The 14,906-nt window shown below is 75.2% G+C and carries 14 protein-coding genes; 4 read left to right on the top strand and 10 right to left on the bottom strand.

The features are described 5' to 3' along the window. Positions 1-28 precede the first annotated feature (28 nt). The 3 genes from ACFWXO_RS29290 to ACFWXO_RS29280 form a co-directional block, all read right to left on the bottom strand. Complete coding sequence (locus ACFWXO_RS29290) at positions 29-532, bottom strand: LURP-one-related/scramblase family protein (RefSeq protein ID WP_380397811.1); 504 nt, start codon at positions 530-532, stop codon at positions 29-31. A gap of 245 nt (positions 533-777) precedes the next feature. Further along, positions 778-1,011 (bottom strand): hypothetical protein, encoded by a 234-nt coding sequence (locus ACFWXO_RS29285; protein ID WP_380527263.1) that lies wholly within the window; start codon positions 1,009-1,011, stop codon positions 778-780. A 69-nt stretch (positions 1,012-1,080) separates the two neighbouring features. Beyond that, complete coding sequence (locus ACFWXO_RS29280; RefSeq protein ID WP_380527261.1) at positions 1,081-1,764, bottom strand: LuxR C-terminal-related transcriptional regulator; 684 nt, start codon at positions 1,762-1,764, stop codon at positions 1,081-1,083. Between the two features lie 219 nt (positions 1,765-1,983). Between ACFWXO_RS29280 and ACFWXO_RS29275 the strand changes: the two genes are divergently transcribed. After that, entirely contained in the window at positions 1,984-5,193 is a 3,210-nt protein-coding gene (locus ACFWXO_RS29275) for a bifunctional cytochrome P450/NADPH--P450 reductase (protein WP_380527290.1), read from the top strand. 69 nt (positions 5,194-5,262) lie between these two features. Here ACFWXO_RS29275 and ACFWXO_RS29270 read toward each other — a convergent pair whose 3' ends face one another. The 5 genes from ACFWXO_RS29270 to ACFWXO_RS29250 all read right to left on the bottom strand — a co-directional run bounded on the left by ACFWXO_RS29270 (position 5,263) and on the right by ACFWXO_RS29250 (position 10,777). After that, entirely contained in the window at positions 5,263-6,144 is an 882-nt protein-coding gene (locus ACFWXO_RS29270; protein ID WP_380527259.1) for a S1 family peptidase, read from the bottom strand. Positions 6,145-6,339: 195 nt separating this feature from the next. After that, positions 6,340-7,722 carry an amidase family protein gene (locus ACFWXO_RS29265; RefSeq protein WP_380527257.1) on the bottom strand — a complete coding sequence of 461 codons (1,383 nt, stop codon included), beginning with the start codon at positions 7,720-7,722 and terminating at the stop codon, positions 6,340-6,342. Between the two features lie 164 nt (positions 7,723-7,886). Next, positions 7,887-9,056 (bottom strand): damage-control phosphatase ARMT1 family protein, encoded by a 1,170-nt coding sequence (locus ACFWXO_RS29260; RefSeq protein WP_380527254.1) that lies wholly within the window; start codon positions 9,054-9,056, stop codon positions 7,887-7,889. Between the two features lie 409 nt (positions 9,057-9,465). Beyond that, the gene (locus tag ACFWXO_RS29255) at positions 9,466-10,044 is read right to left on the bottom strand and encodes a GNAT family N-acetyltransferase (RefSeq protein ID WP_380527252.1); all 579 of its coding nucleotides are present in this window, start codon (positions 10,042-10,044) and stop codon (positions 9,466-9,468) included. A 16-nt stretch (positions 10,045-10,060) separates the two neighbouring features. Further along, the gene (locus tag ACFWXO_RS29250; RefSeq protein WP_380527250.1) at positions 10,061-10,777 is read right to left on the bottom strand and encodes a hypothetical protein; all 717 of its coding nucleotides are present in this window, start codon (positions 10,775-10,777) and stop codon (positions 10,061-10,063) included. A gap of 195 nt (positions 10,778-10,972) precedes the next feature. On the opposite strand from ACFWXO_RS29250, the gene ACFWXO_RS29245 reads away from it, so the two are divergent. The 3 genes from ACFWXO_RS29245 (at position 10,973) to ACFWXO_RS29235 (ending at position 13,358) form a co-directional block, all read left to right on the top strand. Beyond that, complete coding sequence (locus ACFWXO_RS29245; protein WP_380527248.1) at positions 10,973-11,584, top strand: 2-hydroxyacid dehydrogenase; 612 nt, start codon at positions 10,973-10,975, stop codon at positions 11,582-11,584. 38 nt (positions 11,585-11,622) lie between these two features. Continuing rightward, positions 11,623-12,030, top strand: coding sequence for an NAD(P)-dependent oxidoreductase (locus tag ACFWXO_RS29240; RefSeq protein WP_380527246.1), 408 nt, complete (start codon positions 11,623-11,625; stop codon positions 12,028-12,030). Between the two features lie 134 nt (positions 12,031-12,164). Beyond that, on the top strand, positions 12,165-13,358 hold the full coding sequence (locus tag ACFWXO_RS29235; RefSeq protein ID WP_380527244.1) for a barstar family protein: 1,194 nt from the start codon (positions 12,165-12,167) through the stop codon (positions 13,356-13,358). On the opposite strand, the gene ACFWXO_RS29230 is transcribed toward ACFWXO_RS29235, so the two are convergent. Together ACFWXO_RS29230 and ACFWXO_RS29225 are read right to left on the bottom strand one after the other, a co-directional pair. Continuing rightward, positions 13,339-14,019, bottom strand: coding sequence for a DUF4937 domain-containing protein (locus tag ACFWXO_RS29230; protein WP_380527242.1), 681 nt, complete (start codon positions 14,017-14,019; stop codon positions 13,339-13,341). The genes ACFWXO_RS29235 and ACFWXO_RS29230 overlap by 20 nt on opposite strands. A 122-nt stretch (positions 14,020-14,141) precedes the next feature. Then, positions 14,142-14,795 carry a GntR family transcriptional regulator gene (locus ACFWXO_RS29225; protein WP_380527241.1) on the bottom strand — a complete coding sequence of 218 codons (654 nt, stop codon included), beginning with the start codon at positions 14,793-14,795 and terminating at the stop codon, positions 14,142-14,144. Between the last annotated feature and the right edge of the window lie 111 nt (positions 14,796-14,906).

The raw sequence follows: 14,906 nt of genomic DNA, 5'->3' as shown, positions 1-14,906 counted from the left end.
CCGGCAGGCCGGGGCGGGCGGCCGGTCGTCAGAGGTTGGTCAGCCGGTCGCCCTTGGCGTCCTGGAGCACGTGGTCGACGCAGACCGCGAGGACGACCAGCAGCAGGGCGTCCTGCTGCTCCAGGACGTCGACGGCGTAGGCGTCGCGGATGGTGAACCAGCGCCGGGAGACGTGCGCCAGGGTGGTGCCCTCGTGCTGGATGTCGAACTCGCGGTCCCACAGGTTGCCGTTGATCCGCAGCCGGCGGCCGTCGCCGAGGCGGACCTTGAAGCGGTCGCCGAAGAGCGTGAACATCTTCTTGCTGATCTTGGCGGTCAGCTCGCCGTTCTGCTTGATCAGCAGGGTGTGGTGGATGGTGAAGGCCTTGCGGACGATGCTCGCGACGTGCTCGCCGCGGGTGTCCTCCAGGGCGAAGGTGCGGCGCAGCCGGAAGAACTTCCGGTTCACCCGGTAGAGCTTCTCCCGGTGCTCGGTCTCTATCCAGGCCTCTTCGTGGAAGGCGAACATGCGGTCGCGGACCAGGTAGCGCACTGTGGGTCCCCCCGTGGTGGTGCCGCCGGCCCCCGTGGCGCGGCGCGGCCCAGAGCGTAGCGCCTGGTCAGCGCGGGGGAGGGGCGGGGGGTGGAGGCTTTACCGGTCCGCTACCGGGCTGCGACGATCCGCCGACACCGCGGTGACCCGGCGGTGACACCGGGCCGTGCGCCGGGCGTCGGCGGATGGGGGCGGCGGGCGTGTGGCGGGCGTCGGCGCCGGGCGGCGGTGACGGGCGTTGGGGGTCAGGCGATGCCCTGCCCGTCGATGTCCGCCCCCCACTGGTCCTCGCCGACGGCGCCCACGCAGTAGCCCCCGCCCTGCACGGTGCCGCCGGCGTCCTGGCACTGCTCGGCGGTGACGTCGGCGGGGAGCACGGCGGCGGTGGCGGGCGCCGCGCCCGCGAGGGCGAGCACAGCGGCGAGGAGCGGGACGGCGAGGAGCGGGGCGGCCAGGCGGGCCGGGGATGAAGTGGACATGTGCCTCACGAGAGCACGCGCCGGGGGTGACGGCCAGTCAGGTACGCCCGTTCGCGGGCCCCGGCCCCGTCAGTGCGGCCGCGCCGGTTCCGGGGGCCAGGAGTCCGGGTCGAGGACGCCGAGGCCGTAGGCGCGGGCGACCAGGGCCGTGCGGTTGGGGAGCTGCCAGCGGCGGGCGAGGCGGGTGAGGTGGTAGTTGACGCCGTCCGCGGTGAGGCCGATCTCCTTGGCGATCCGGGCGGTGGTGGCGCCCCGGGCGGCGGCCGCCAGGATGCGGGCCTCGATCGGGCTGGCCTCCGGGTGCGGGGGCGGCGCCGGGAGCTCCGGGCGGGCGGCCGGTTCGGCCAGGGCACGGAGCGAGAGCAGCATGTTCGGGGTCTGCTCCGGGGTGTCGCTGACCAGGTCGACCGTCATCTCGCCCTGCCGCTCGGTGCCGCCGGCGGGCGTCCAGGACACCCCGACGGAGTACTGCGAGCGGCGGTGCAGCCGGATCGCCTCGGCGAGGGTCTGCAGCGAGGTGTCGTCCCGCAGGGTGAAGTACTCCAGGATCCGGCGGTTGCGCAACTGCCCGGGCAGCCCGCCGAACTCGGCGGCCATCGCGCGGTTGACGATCATGATCCGGCCGCCCCACTCGCAGACCGCGATGGGCACCGGGTTGTGGTCCAGCAGACGCAGCGCCCGGTTGCGCCAGACCACTGCGGCGTCCAGGCGGGTGCCCGGCGCCGGACCGCAGCCGTCGGTCGGTCGGATCATCGTTTCTCCTCCCCGCGGCCGCCGCCCACGCCAGATCTGACAGGCCGTGGGCAAGTCTCGTGCAGCCGTCGGTACTACACAATCATGTAGTGATCGAGGTCCGGCGCTCCTGACGAGGGCGGAGAGTGGAGATACCGAGAACTTTCCTGCCGTGGGAGGGACCTACCGATGACCGACACCACGACCGAGGCCGTGCCGGCGACACCGACCGCCGAGGCCATGCCCGCCTTCCGGGCCGGCGCCGACGCCTACGGGCACACCGGCGCCGACGATGGCGCCCCGGGCGTCCCGTTGGTGGACGTCTCCGACCTGCCGCCGGTCAGCGTCCCCGTGCTGCGCACCATGGAACTCGCCAGAACCCACGGTCCCGCGTTCCTCCAGCGCCTGCACGGCCGGGAGATCCTGGTCGTCAGCAGCCTGGAGCTGGTGGAGGAACTGGCCGACGAGGAGCGCTTCACCAAGGCCGTCGGCCCGGCGCTGGAGAACGTCCGGGAGTTCACCGGGGACGGCCTGTTCACCGCCTACAACGACGAGCCGAACTGGGCCAGGGCGCACGACATCCTGATGCCCGCCTTCGCCCTGGGCTCGATGCGCACCTACCACCCGGTGATGCTGGAGGTGGCCCGCCGGGTGATCGGGGCCTGGGACCGCCGCGCGGCCGCCGGGCTGACCGTGGACGTGCCCGGCGACATGACCCGGATGACCCTGGACACCATCGGACTGGCCGGGTTCGGCTTCGACTTCGGCTCCTTCGAGCGGGACGAGCCCCACCCGTTCGTGGAGGCGATGGTGCGCTGCCTGGAGTGGGCGATGACCAAGCTCACCCGGGACCCGGATCTCGACCACCGCGAGCGCGACGCCGCGTTCCGGCGGGACGCCGACTACCTGGCCGGCGTGGTGGACGAGGTGATCGCCGCCCGGGCCGGGAGCGGTGCCGAGGCCGGTCCGGCGCAGGACCTGCTCGGTCTGATGCTCGGGGCCGTCCACCCCGCCGACGGCACCAAGCTGGACATGGAGAACATCCGCAACCAGGTGATCACCTTCCTGATCGCCGGGCACGAGACCACCTCGGGAGCGCTCTCCTTCGCGCTGCACTACCTGGCCAAGCACCCGTCCGAACTCCGGCTGGTCCAGGAGGAGGTGGACGCGCTCTGGGGCGACCTCGCCGACCCGGAGCCCTCGTACGAGGACGTCGGCCGGCTGCGGTACACCCGGCAGGTTCTCAACGAGGCGCTCCGACTGTGGCCCACGGCGCCCCAGTTCAGCCGGGAGGCGCGCGCGGAGACCCTGCTCGGCGGGCGGATCCCGGTCCGCCCGGGGACGCCGATCTTCGTGCTGACCCCGATGCTGCACCGCGACCCGGCCTGGGGCGACAACCCGGAGCTGTTCGACCCCTCCCGCTTCGACCCGGAGCGCGAAGCGGCCCGTTCGCCGCACGCCTTCAAGCCCTTCGGCACCGGCGAACGCGCCTGCATCGGGCGGCAGTTCGCGCTGCACGAGGCGACCATGCTGTTGGGCATGCTGGTCCACCGCTACCGGCTGATCGACCACGCCGACTACCGGCTGACCCTCAAGCAGACGCTCACCATCAAGCCCGACGACTTCACCCTCGCCCTCGCCCCGCGCACCCCCGCGCCGCTCGTCGGTGTCGCCGCCACCGCGGGAGCGGCCCGGGCGGCGCAGGCGGCCAGGCCGGTCGGCTCCGCGCCCGCGGCGGAACGCGCCGCGCGGGTCCGCCAGGGCACCGGCCTGCTGTTCCTGCACGGCTCCAACTACGGTGCCAGTCGCGATTTCAGCCGCCAACTCGCCGACACGGCGGCCGAACTCGGCTGCGACACCGTGGTCGCGCCGCTCGACGCCTACGCCGACGGGCTGCCCACCGACCGGCCGGTGGTGATCACCGCCGCCTCCTACAACGGCCAACCCACCGACGACGCCGCCGAGTTCGTCCGCCGACTGGGCGAGGCCCCGGACGGCGCGGCCGAGGGCGTCGAGTACGCGGTGCTCGGCATCGGCGACCGGACCTACGCCGCCACCTACCAGCGCGTCCCCACCCTGATCGACGAGCGCCTCGGCGCCCTCGGCGGCACCCGGCTGCTCGCCCGTGCCGAGGCCGACGCCTCCGGTGACCTGGCCGGGACGGTCGGGGAGTTCACCGAGGCACTCGTCGAGCTGCTGCTGGCCCGCCACGGCGACGCCGGGGCGGTGGCCCCGCCCCGGGAGGAGGCCGGGTTCACCGTGACCGAGCTGGTCGGCGGCCCGCTGCACGCGCTCGCCACCCGGCACGGCATGAGCGAGCTGACCGTCACCGCCGTCGACAGCCTGACCGACCCCGGCTACCACCGGGTCAAGCGACTGGTCCGGCTCGCCCTGCCGGACGGCACCGACTACCGGACCGCCGACCACCTGACCGTGCTCCCGGCCAACGACCCCGCCCTGGTCGAACGCGCCGCCGCGCTGTTCGGCGCCGAGCTCGACACCGTGCTCGGGATCGTCGCCCACCGGCGCACCGGCCCCGCCGTCGACCGCCCGCTGACCGTACGGGAACTGCTCACCCACCACGTCGAGCTCCAGGACCGCCCCACCGCCGAACAGCGCGCGGTGCTGGCCGGGCTCAACCCCTGCCCGCCCGAGCAGGCCGCGCTGCGGGCGCTGCCCGCGGACGACCCGCGCACGCTGCTCGACCTGGTCGAGGACCACCCGGCCCTGCGGGAGGCGCTGAGCTGGCCGGTGCTGCTGGACCTGCTGCCGGCGATCCGGCCGCGGCACTACTCGATCTCCTCCTCGCCGTCGGTCGACGGGGACGAGGTCGACCTGATGGTCTCGGTGCTCGACGCGCCCGCCCGCTCGGGCCGGGGCACCTTCCGGGGCACCGGCTCCGGCCACCTCGCCCGGCTGGCCGTCGGCGACACCGTGCTGGCCCGGGTCCGGCCCTGCCGGGAGGCGTTCCGGATCGGCCACCGCACCCCCGTGATCATGATCGCGGCCGGCACCGGCCTGGCGCCCTTCCGCGGCGCCGTCGCCGACCGCCGCGCGCTGCTCGGGACGGGGGCCGAACTGGCCCCGGCGCTGCTGTACTTCGGCTGCGACGCCCCGGACGCGGACTACCTGCACCGGGCCGAGCTGGAGGAGGCCGAGCGGGCCGGCGCCGTCTCGATGCGGCCCGCGTTCAGCGAGCGGCCGCAGGACGGGCGGCGCTTCGTCCAGGACCGCATCGCGGCCGAGGCGTCGGAGGTCTGGGAGCTGCTCGCCGCCGGGGCCGAGGTGTACGTGTGCGGCGACGGCGCCCGGATGGCGCCCGGCGTGCGGGAGGCCTTCCGGGCGCTCTACCGGGAGCGCACGCCGGGGGCGGACGAGCGGCAGGCGCAGGACTGGCTGCAGGGCCTGGTCGAGGCGGGCCGCTTCGTCGAGGACGTGTACGCGGGCTGAGGGCAAGTTCGGCGCGGGACGGCCGGTGCGTCGGTGGAACGCGTCAGTGGGAGGCTCAGTGCACCGGCGTCAGTAGACGCTGACGTCGTACGCGGTGAGGGCCGCGTTCACCGGCTGGAAGAAGGTCGTCCCGCCGGTGGTGCAGTCCCCGCTGCCGCCGGAGGTCAGACCGAGCGCCTTGTCGCCCTCGTACAGCGGGCCGCCGGAGTCACCCGGCTCGGCGCAGACGTCGGTCTGGATCAGGCCGCGGACCGTCCCGCCGCCGGTGTAGCGGACGGTGGCGTCGAGGCCGGTGACCGTGCCGGTGTGGGTGCCGGAGGTCGACCCGGTGCGGGTGACCGCCTCGCCCACGTACGCGTCGGGGGCGGAGGTGAACCCGCCGGGGTGGTCGAGCGCTTCGTTGTCGTAGCGGACCAGCGCGTAGTCGTGGCCGGGGAAGGTGGAGGCGAGGGTCGGGCCGATCGCGGTGCGGTGGGCGCCGTCCGCGTACCAGGCGGCGGCGACGTTCCCGCAGTGCCCGGCGGTGAGGAAGTAGTGGGCGCCGCCGTCGGCCACGTTGAAGCCGAGCGAGCAGCGGTAGCGGCCGCCGTAGACGGCGTCGCCGGCGGCCAGCAGCGGGGTGAACCGTCCGGGGACGCGCTGGACGGTCAGGGCGGGCGCGTCGGGGCCGACGGCGCGCACGAGTTCGGCGAGCGCGGCCGGGGAGACGGTGCTGTCGGCGGTCACCACGACCCGGCCGCCGGCCCGGTCGACGTACCAGGCCGTCCCGTCCACCTCGGCGTTCAGGACGGCCTCGCTGACCACGGCGAGCCGCTCGGCCCCGGCGGCGGTGCGGGTGAGCGCTGTCGCGGTCGCGGCGGCGGCGCCGGGGGAGGGGGCGGTGAGGGCGGTGGCGGTCAGCAGGGCGAGCAGTGCGGTGGTCCCGGGGATGCGGGCGGCGGTCCTGCGCATGGTCTTCCTCCTGGGGGCGGGCCCTGGGGGTGGCGCCTCCGGGAGCGGCACGGGACGAGCTGCTCCTGACGGGCGCTGACCGGAAGTATGCGGACCGCGGACGGTTCCGGTACAGACGTCCTGAGACGGCGTCGGAGGTACGGACCCGGCGTGCGAACCCCGCCGCGCGACGCGGTTCGGCTCAGCGCGCCGTGCTCACCGGCACCGGAGGACGGCGTCGACCCGGGCGGCCGTGGCGAGCAGCTCACGGTCGGCCAGCCGGGGCCCGATGAGCTGGACGCCGACCGGGGCGGAGCCGCTGACCGGGAGCGGGATCGTCACCGAGGGCAGGCCCGAGGTGGCCGCCGGGGAGGTGTTGCGGATCAGGGTCTGGAAGGTGGGCACGTCCCGGCCGTTGAGCGGGAGGCTGTCCTCGTACCGGCGCAGCGGCCGGGCGCACACCGGGACGGTCGGGCTCAGCAGCGCGTCCAGGCCGTGCGCGGTGAACAGCTCGGCGTAGGCCTCCTGGAGGGTGCGGCGGGTGGCGAGCGCACCGCGCAGACCGGCCTCTCCCGGGTACCCGGGAGAGCCGGGCAGGGCGGCGGCCCCGAGCAGCGCCGCCATGTCCGGGTCGCCGACCGCGGCGATCAGTTCGGCCGGGCCGAGCCCCGCGCCGTGCTCCGCCAGATAGCGGCCCAGGGCGGTGGCGAACTCGCCGAAGACCAGCGGGAATCCGATCCGGTCGTCGTACTCGACCAGGTGCGCCGTGTCCACCGGCACCCACTCGGTCCGCGCGGCGGTGAGGCGGTCGACGGCCTGCTCCCAGGCCGTACGGACCGGGTCCTCCAGGTCCTCGGTGAACACCTGCCTCGGCAGGCCGAGCCGCAGCGGGCGCACCGGGTCGGCGAGGGCGGGCGGGGCGGGCGGACTGGCGGGGGCTCCGGTGACCAGGGCGTCGAGCGTGGTGAGGCGCTCCAGGGTACGGGCCATCAGGCCGGGGGTGTCCCGGGTGGTGGACAGCGGGGTGACCCCCGCCGAGGAGTAGCGCCCGGCGCTGGGCCGCAGGCCGTAGACGCCGTTGAGCGCGGCCGGGATGGTGACCGACCCGCCGGTGTCGGTGCCGAGCCCGGCCTCCGCCACGCCCGCCGCCACCGCGACGGCCGTACCGCCGCTGCTGCCGCCCGCGAACAGGGCCGGGTCGGTGGCGTTGCCGACCGCGCCGAAGGTGTGGTTGCACGAGGTGGCGCCCAGGGAGAGCTCGTGCATGTTCGTCTTGCCCAGCACGATCGCCCCGGCCGACCGCAGCGCCGCCACCACGGGCGCGTCGGCGGCGGGCACGAAGCCGGTGAGCGCCGGGGTGCCCGCGGTGTTGGGCAGGCCGGCGACGTGGGTGTTGTCCTTGACGACCAGGGACCACGGAGCCGGGCCGCCGACCCGGGCGGCACGGCGTTCGTCGCTGCGGGCGGCCTGCGCGAGCGCCCCCTCGGCGTCGAGCGTGATGAAGGCGTTGAGGTGCCCGACGGCGGCGGCGCGCTCCAGCGCGGCCGACACCAGGTCATGGGCGCGGCCCCGGCCGGCGGTGGTGTGCTGCTCGGCCATGGGGGTCGGCTCCTTCGGTGCTGACGTACGGACGTACTGACGTACTGATGTGTTGGCGTACGGACGGGCTGACGTGCTGACGGGCTCGGGTGACGGTCGGTCACACCGTACCGGGGCGAAGACCCGGGCCCGGAACCGGTGCCGCGCCGGCGTGGGAGCCCCGGCTACCGGTGCGTGCGGACCTGGATGACGGCGTGGCGGCCGGTGGTGCGCCACGGGGCGCCGGTGGCGTCGAGCTGGGCGACGGTGGTGGGGGCGAGGCCGACGACCACGTCCGACTTCAAGGTGCGCAGGGCGGCGACGGGCGAGGGGAAGTGCTCGGCCGCCGTGCGGAACGGGGTGGTCGGCGGCCAGTCGCGGTCGCCCACCAGGCGGCGGTAGTTGAGGTCGCCCTTGAGGATCGTCAGCGCGGCGCCCGCGAGTTCGGACCGCAGGTCGTCCGGCAGGTCGTGGTACGGGAGCGGGGCGCAGAAGAACGGGTGGGTGCGGATCGTGAGCGCGCCGCTCTCCAACGCCCGCCACAGGCGGCGGCCGACGGCCCCGGCCGCCGGTGACGGCGCGGTGCGCAGGCGCTCGACCGCGGCGAGGGCGTCGGCCGTGGTCGCGTCCGAGACGAAGTACGGCTGCGGCTTCACGTGGAGGACGACCTCGGCGACCGGGCCGGTGCTCAGCAGGTGGTCGATCAGGACGAGGTCCGGCAGCAGTTCCCGGCCCGCGTTGTCCGCGATGACGCAGACCCGCCGGCCGCCGGCCCGCTGCAACTCGGCCCGCAGCAGCGCGCTGTCGTCGGCGAGCAGGTCGGCGTCGGCCGGGCCGCTGCCCGGCTCGGCGGTGAGCTGGAAACTGAGGTCGGCGCGGTTGCCCCACAGCGCGGACCGCAGCAGCGCGTCCGTCCGGCGCGGCTCCGGCAGGGCGTCGAGCCCGTCGAGCGCGGCCAGTTCCCCGTCGACGGCCGGTCCGGCCAGTTCGGCGTCCTTGAACGGGGCGAACGGGTCGACGCCCTGCCAGGCGCCGGGCCCGAAGTACCCGGTGGCGTCGAGCAGCCGGTGGTAGAACCAGCTCTCCGCCCACAGGAACGGCGCCTCGCCCCACGGCCTGCCCCACAGCCCCTCGCCCCACGCCAGCCAGCGGGCGGCGTCCGGGCCGTCCGCGGCCGGCGGCTCCAGGACGCCGCTGGTGCTCTCGGTGAGCAGCCGTTCCACGGCCGCCCGCTGGTCCGGGCCGTACGGCAGGGCGCCGAGGACCCGGCGGACCAGCTCGGGGTGGCGCTCGTGGAAGACGCCCCAGGCGAAGGAGCCGGGGGTGTCGCTGCGGATCACGGGGGCGTTCGGCACGGTGGGGCTCGGCTTTCTCGTCGTCGCCGCCGAGGGGCGGGGGTACGGGGGCGTGGGTGCGGGGTCCGGCGGTCGGGGGTCCGGCGGTCGGCGGTCGGGGGTCGAGGTTCGGAGCCGAGGGTAGACGATCAAGGGCGCCGGAGGGGCCGGGGAGAAAAGTGTTATCCGTCGCGCCGACGCCGACTCTCCTGGGCGTGGGAACGAACGCGCAAGGTCGCAGCAGAGGGTATGCGGCCGGTCTGCGGGGTTCGAAATGGGGCGCTCCGCACGGAGGCGTGAGTCTCCGGTCGCGTTCGTTCCCACGGCGCCGGGCCGGATCGTCCCGTCCGACCGGCGCCGCCCGGCGGTCCGCACGCATTCCCCCACCGCTGCGGGCCGCCGGGCCCTCGCCGGCCGCAGGGCCGGTCGGTCAGCTGCGGTGGAGCCGCCAGATCTGCTCCTCGCCGGTCTCGGCGGGGGCGATCGCCTTCGCCGGGCGGCGGGCGTGCTCGGTGAAGCCGAGGCGGGCCGGGACGGCGCCGCTGGCGAGGTTGGCCGGGTCGTGCACGATCTCGACGAAGTCCACGCCGGGGAGCCGGAAGGCCTGGTCGGCCAGCGCCCGGGCGGTACGGGTGGCGATGCCGCGGCCGGTGGCGGACGGGTGCAGCCAGTAGCCGATCTCCCGGCCGTGGTCGGCGGTGTCCGCGCGCCGGAAGAGCCCGCAGGCGCCGACGATCGCGCCGTCCAGCAGGATCGCGTAGGTGAAGTCCTGGCCGCTCTCCCACTTCCCCGGCCGCTCGGCCAGGAACTCGGCGGTCTTGGCCTCGCTGTGCTCCGCGACCCACGGCATCCAGGGCCGCAGGTGCTCCAGCGACTCCTCGATGACCCGGAAGAGCTCGGGGAAGTCCGCCTCGCCGCGGAAACGGCGCAGCAGCACCTCGCCCAGGTCGATCTCCGGCTCGGCCGTCTCCGTCAGCTCCGTCTGCTCCGTCTGCTCCGTCAGCTCCATTCACGGATCATGGTCGTCACCCCGCCGCCGGCGCAACGGGATTTCGGCTCCCCCGCAGCAGGTGGACCAGCGCACCCAGGCCGGCCGCGACACCGGCGATGAGCAGTAGGGACAGATCGGCGACGCCCACCATGGCGAAGTCGAACCGGGGGTTCTCGGCGGCCGCGGTGAACTCCGGGTCCACCAGGCCGTCCGGATCCTCGGTGACGCTCACCCGCTCGCCCGCCGCGTCGAACGACCCGCAGGACACGGACCGGCTGCGCGCCGGGGCGTCGTCGTAGCGCACGGTGCAGGAGTAGCTGGTGCCCTTGCCGTGGTGCACCGTGACGCCCGTGACGGTGCCCGGGTGCGCGGTGCCCCGCAGGGAGAGCACGGTGGCCTGGGTGGTGTTCAGGCTCATCAGCGGGACGGCGATCAGCGGGGCGAGCAGCAGCGCCAGCGCCGGGCCCCGCACCACCGCGGACTGCCCCAGGGACAGCACGGCGTAGACCAGGCCCGCCCCACCGGTCAGGGCCAGGGCCAGCGAGGGCAGGATGAACCACGGCCCGAACGCGCCGAGCGCCCCGCCGACGGGGAGCAGCACGGCGGCGGCCGGGATCCACAGCGCCGTCAGCACCGGCCGCCGGGGCCACGGCACGTCGTTCTTCCCGCGCGGAGTCCGGCGACCGCCGGCCCGGCCACCTCGCCGGTGCGGGTGGCCGGCGGCCGGCGCGGGCGTCTCGTGGTGCGTCATGGCGGCAGATCCTGCCAGGTCAGACAGCGGGCGGGCGGTGCCGGGGGAGAGCCCTTTACCGGGGCGGGCCGCTTGTGGAGGTCGGTGGCGGGGGAGCTGTGGAACTCGGGGAGGCGCGGGGGTGTCAGTGGCACCTGGCACGATCGGGGGCGGCCGCACACTGCTGGCAGACAGGGGCGTGAGGGGGTGGTGGCCGTGGGGCCGAAGCGGCTGCTGGTGCTGGACGCTGCGCCGGGGGAGTTGCTCGACCGGGAGCTGGAGCGCCTGGTCGGGCACGACCTGGCCGTCACGTTGAACCTGCGGCGGGTGGCGGATCCTGCGGGGGTCACGGCCCGGTGGGCGGGGCGGGTGGAGTTCACCGACGTCGACCTGTTCGACGAGGCGGCGCTGCGCGCCGAGCTGACGCGCGGTGGGCTGGGTTTCCACGCGCTCAAGTCCCGGGCGGGCGTGCCGCTGGGCTCCGCGCTCCTCGCGGCGGCGACGCAGACCGGGGTGGCGCACCGGCTGCGGGTGATCGGACGGGCGGGGGCGGGCACGGACCACGTCGACCTGGCCGCCGCCGCCCGGTTCGGGGTCACGGTCACCCATACGCCCGGCTCGAACGCGAACGCCGTCGCCGAGTTCGCGCTGGCCCAGCTGCTCGCCCTGACCAGGAACCTGGTGCCGTACAACGAGGCCGCACAGCAGGGCCGTTGGACCTCGCCCGGCGCGCCCGCGGTCGGGCTGTCGGAGCTGACCCTGGGCATCGTCGGGCTGGGCCGGATCGGACGGGTCCTGGCCGAGCGGGCCCCACGGCGCTGGGCCTGAACGTCCAGGCCCTCACCCGGCACCCGGCCCTCGCCACCGTGCGGTCGGTAGCGGGCCTGGACGCCCTGCTCGCCACCAGCGACGTGGTCTCCCTGCACGTGCCGCTCACCCCGGACACCCGGGGGCTGATCGGCCGCGCCGAACTGGCCCGCATGCGGCCCGGTTCGATCCTGCTCAACACCGCCCGCGGCGGCATCGTCGACGAGCAGGCCCTCGCCGACGCCCTCCGCGACCCGGCCCACCCACTGGCGGCGGCCGCCGTGGACACCTTCGCCCACGAGCACGCCGCCTTCGCCTCACCGCTCTCCGGGCTGCCCAACGCCCTGCTCACCCCGCACGTCGCCGGGATGACCAGGAGCGCCATGGCGGAGGCGGCACTGCGCTGCGCCGACCACGTCGCCGCGCTGCTCGCGGGCCGGCCGGAGGGTGTGCCGGTGGTGAGCTGAGCCAAGGGGTCGTCGGTCCGGTTACGGCAGGACCGGCGAGGAGGGTTGTTCCGGGCGCGCGATATTCGGCGGGCGTCGGCGTCGGCGAGCCGTAGGGTTGGCGCGCCGGGACGGCCGGGTAGCGGGGGAGAAGCGTGCGGTCCGAGGAACACGCGGGGTGGGAGCGGGACTTCCCGGTCCGGTACCTCCTGGTGCGCGAGGACATCGACGGTGAAGGGGAGGGCGTGCTGTGGGGGCGGTGCGCGGAGGTCGAGGGCCTGTTCACGGACCCGCTGCCGCTGCCGCGAGAGGTCCTGACGCTGCGCGGCTGCCCGCGCGGGAGCCTGCTGGTCCAGGCCGTGGCGGCCGTTGCCGAACCGGTGCGGCTGCTGGGGGAGGGAATGCTCTCGATCGAGCCTGAGGACCCCTCGAACGACGGGCCGGCCCGCTTCTGGGACCTGGAGGACACGGCCGTCCTGGCCCAGTGGCCCACGCCGGGCGATCCCGGGTGCGTGGACATCCTCGTGGGCACCGGCGTCAGGGAGGACGATTTCTGGGGCGGCAGGAGGCTGCCTTCGAGTCCGCGGTTCGACCTGTGGTTCCCCTCGATCCGGGGGGACAGCCCGTCGGGCGGTTGCCGTTCCATCGACGGTCTGCTCACCCCGCGCCCGCGGCGACCCACCCGGCCCGTGCACCTGATCGGCTGTGAACCCGCCGCACCGCTCCTGGCCCTGCTGTGCCGTCCCCTTCCGCAGCAGAGCGGCCCGATCACGCTCCGGTGCCTGGACCGCCACGGCCGGACGATGACCAGGCACCGCCTCGACCTGGCCACTGTCGAGGCACGCCCGTCCGTTCTCGGCGGAGCCCTGATCGACGTCACCGTCACCGACCCCGGCGACGACCGCCCCACCCTGGCCGCGCGCGCGGTCCGGGAGGTCTGGTCCGACGGTGTTCCCACGCGGCCCGGCCAGTGGGCGCGGTTCGACGCCGAGGGCCGGTCCGCGTGGCTGGACCTCACCCACGGAGGCCCGTACGGGCCGGAGGGCCTCTCCGGCGGGACGTACCACCTGGACGGACAGCACGTCACCGACCGGGCCGGCTTGCTCCTGGCGCTCGGCGAAGCCCTGCTCGGCCCCGGCGCCAACTACGGCAGGGACCTGGACGCGATGACGGACTGCCTGGCCGGCGGGTTCTCCGTCGTGCCCCCGTTCACCCTCGTCTGGCACCACGCCGACATCGCCCGAGACGCCCTCGCCGGACACGTCCTGCACCATGGCGGCGGTCTGTCCTACTTCGAGCTGACCGTGCACCTCCTGCGCGAGTACGGCGTCACCGTCGAACTCCGGTGAGGGAGCCGACGGACGATCCCGCCCACCCGACGTGCCAGCTGGGTTCCAGCGGTACGACGTGGCCGGTCAGGGTGGCGACGTCGACGGGGACGTCCGCGCGGGCGCGCAGGGCGGGGAAGGCGTGGGTGGTGTAGGCGGTGTGGGCCTCGGGGGAGGTCCAGAGGGTGGTGACCAGGTAGCGGTCGGCGGCGAGGCGGGTGACGGTGCCCGCGAGGAGGCCGCCGGCCGCGGCCATGCCGGGGGCCCAGACGTCGCGTTGGACGGCGAGGAAGTGCTCGGCGCAGCCCGGGTGGAGGCGGCAGTCGGCGGCGCGCAGCACGGTGGCGTGCCGGAGGGCGTCCGGGAGGGTGGGGGCCGTGCCGGGGAAGGCCTGGACGACGGGGCCGGCGGCGACCCGGATCGATTCCCAACTGCCCTGCTGGGCGGCCTCGGTGGCGATCGCGTCGTGGCGCTCGCGCAGGAAGCGGTCGTACCCGGCCCGGTCCGCCCAGAGGGCGTACAGCAGGGCCCGGCGGCCGGTGCCGTCCCAGCCGCCCAGTTGCCCGAGCAGCCCGGGCTGGTCCGCGATCGCCGACCAGCGGCGCTGTCCGGCGGCGAAGTCCGCGCGTGCGCCGGGCCGGACCCGGCAGTTGATCCACTTGCCCCACATGGGCGCCATCATGCTGCGCCGGGTGGGACGAGTGGCAATCGGCCGGAGGTCGCGGGCGGGCTCCGGCCAGGGGCGTAGGGCGTGGCGCCGGGCTGGTCGAGCGGGAGCTCTGCGGCGGGGGGTGGGGGGATGCCTCAGCGGGCGCCGACCGGGGGGAGGCGTTCGAGGATGCGGGCCATGCCGCTGGTCCAGTTGGCCTCCAGGGCGACGACGGCCTGGTCGAGGTCGCCGTCGAGGAGGCACTGGGCGATGCGCTCGTGCTCCTCGGCGGCGCGGCGGAGGATCTCGTCGTCGCCGACCACGACCCGCTCGTAGCGGTGCAGGGTCAGTTTCAGCGAGTCGATCATGTCGCGCAGCCGGGTGTTGGCGCAGCCGGAGAGCAACAGGGCGTGCCAGGCGTCGTCGTGGCGCTCTATGGTGCCGTGCGGGGCCTGGGGGGCGGAGAAGGCGCGGGCCTCGGCGAGGAGCCTGGGGGCGATCGCGGACAGGTGGGCCGGGTCGGAGGTGCGCAGGGCGAGCGACTCCAGGGCGATCACGATGGCCGTGAGGTCGAGGAACTCCTGCTTGCCGGTGGGTGCGAAGCGGAAGCCCTTGCCGCGCTCGCTGGTGATGATGCCCTCGCGCTCCAGGCTGATCAGCGCCTCGCGCAGGGGGGTCCGGCTGACGCCCAGTTCCTCGGCGAGCTGGACCTCGTTGATCGACTCGCCGGGGGTGAACCGGCCGCGGCCGAGCTGTTCCAGCAGTTCGTCCTTCACCTGCTCGCGCAGCGGACGCCGCTCGATCGCCATCGGGCTTCCCTTCCTCGTTCGTCCCGTAGAGTACCGGCCGGGGGGGGGGCCCCCCCGGGGCGGGAGGGGTGTGGGGGGGGGGGGGTGGGGGTGCGGACACAGCGGTGTGGG

The organism is Kitasatospora sp. NPDC059088 (assembly GCF_042738155.1).
GTDB lineage: Bacteria > Actinomycetota > Actinomycetes > Streptomycetales > Streptomycetaceae > Kitasatospora.
The sequence above is the reverse complement of the archived record's forward strand: the minus strand, read 5'-3'. Positions and strand labels throughout refer to the sequence as shown.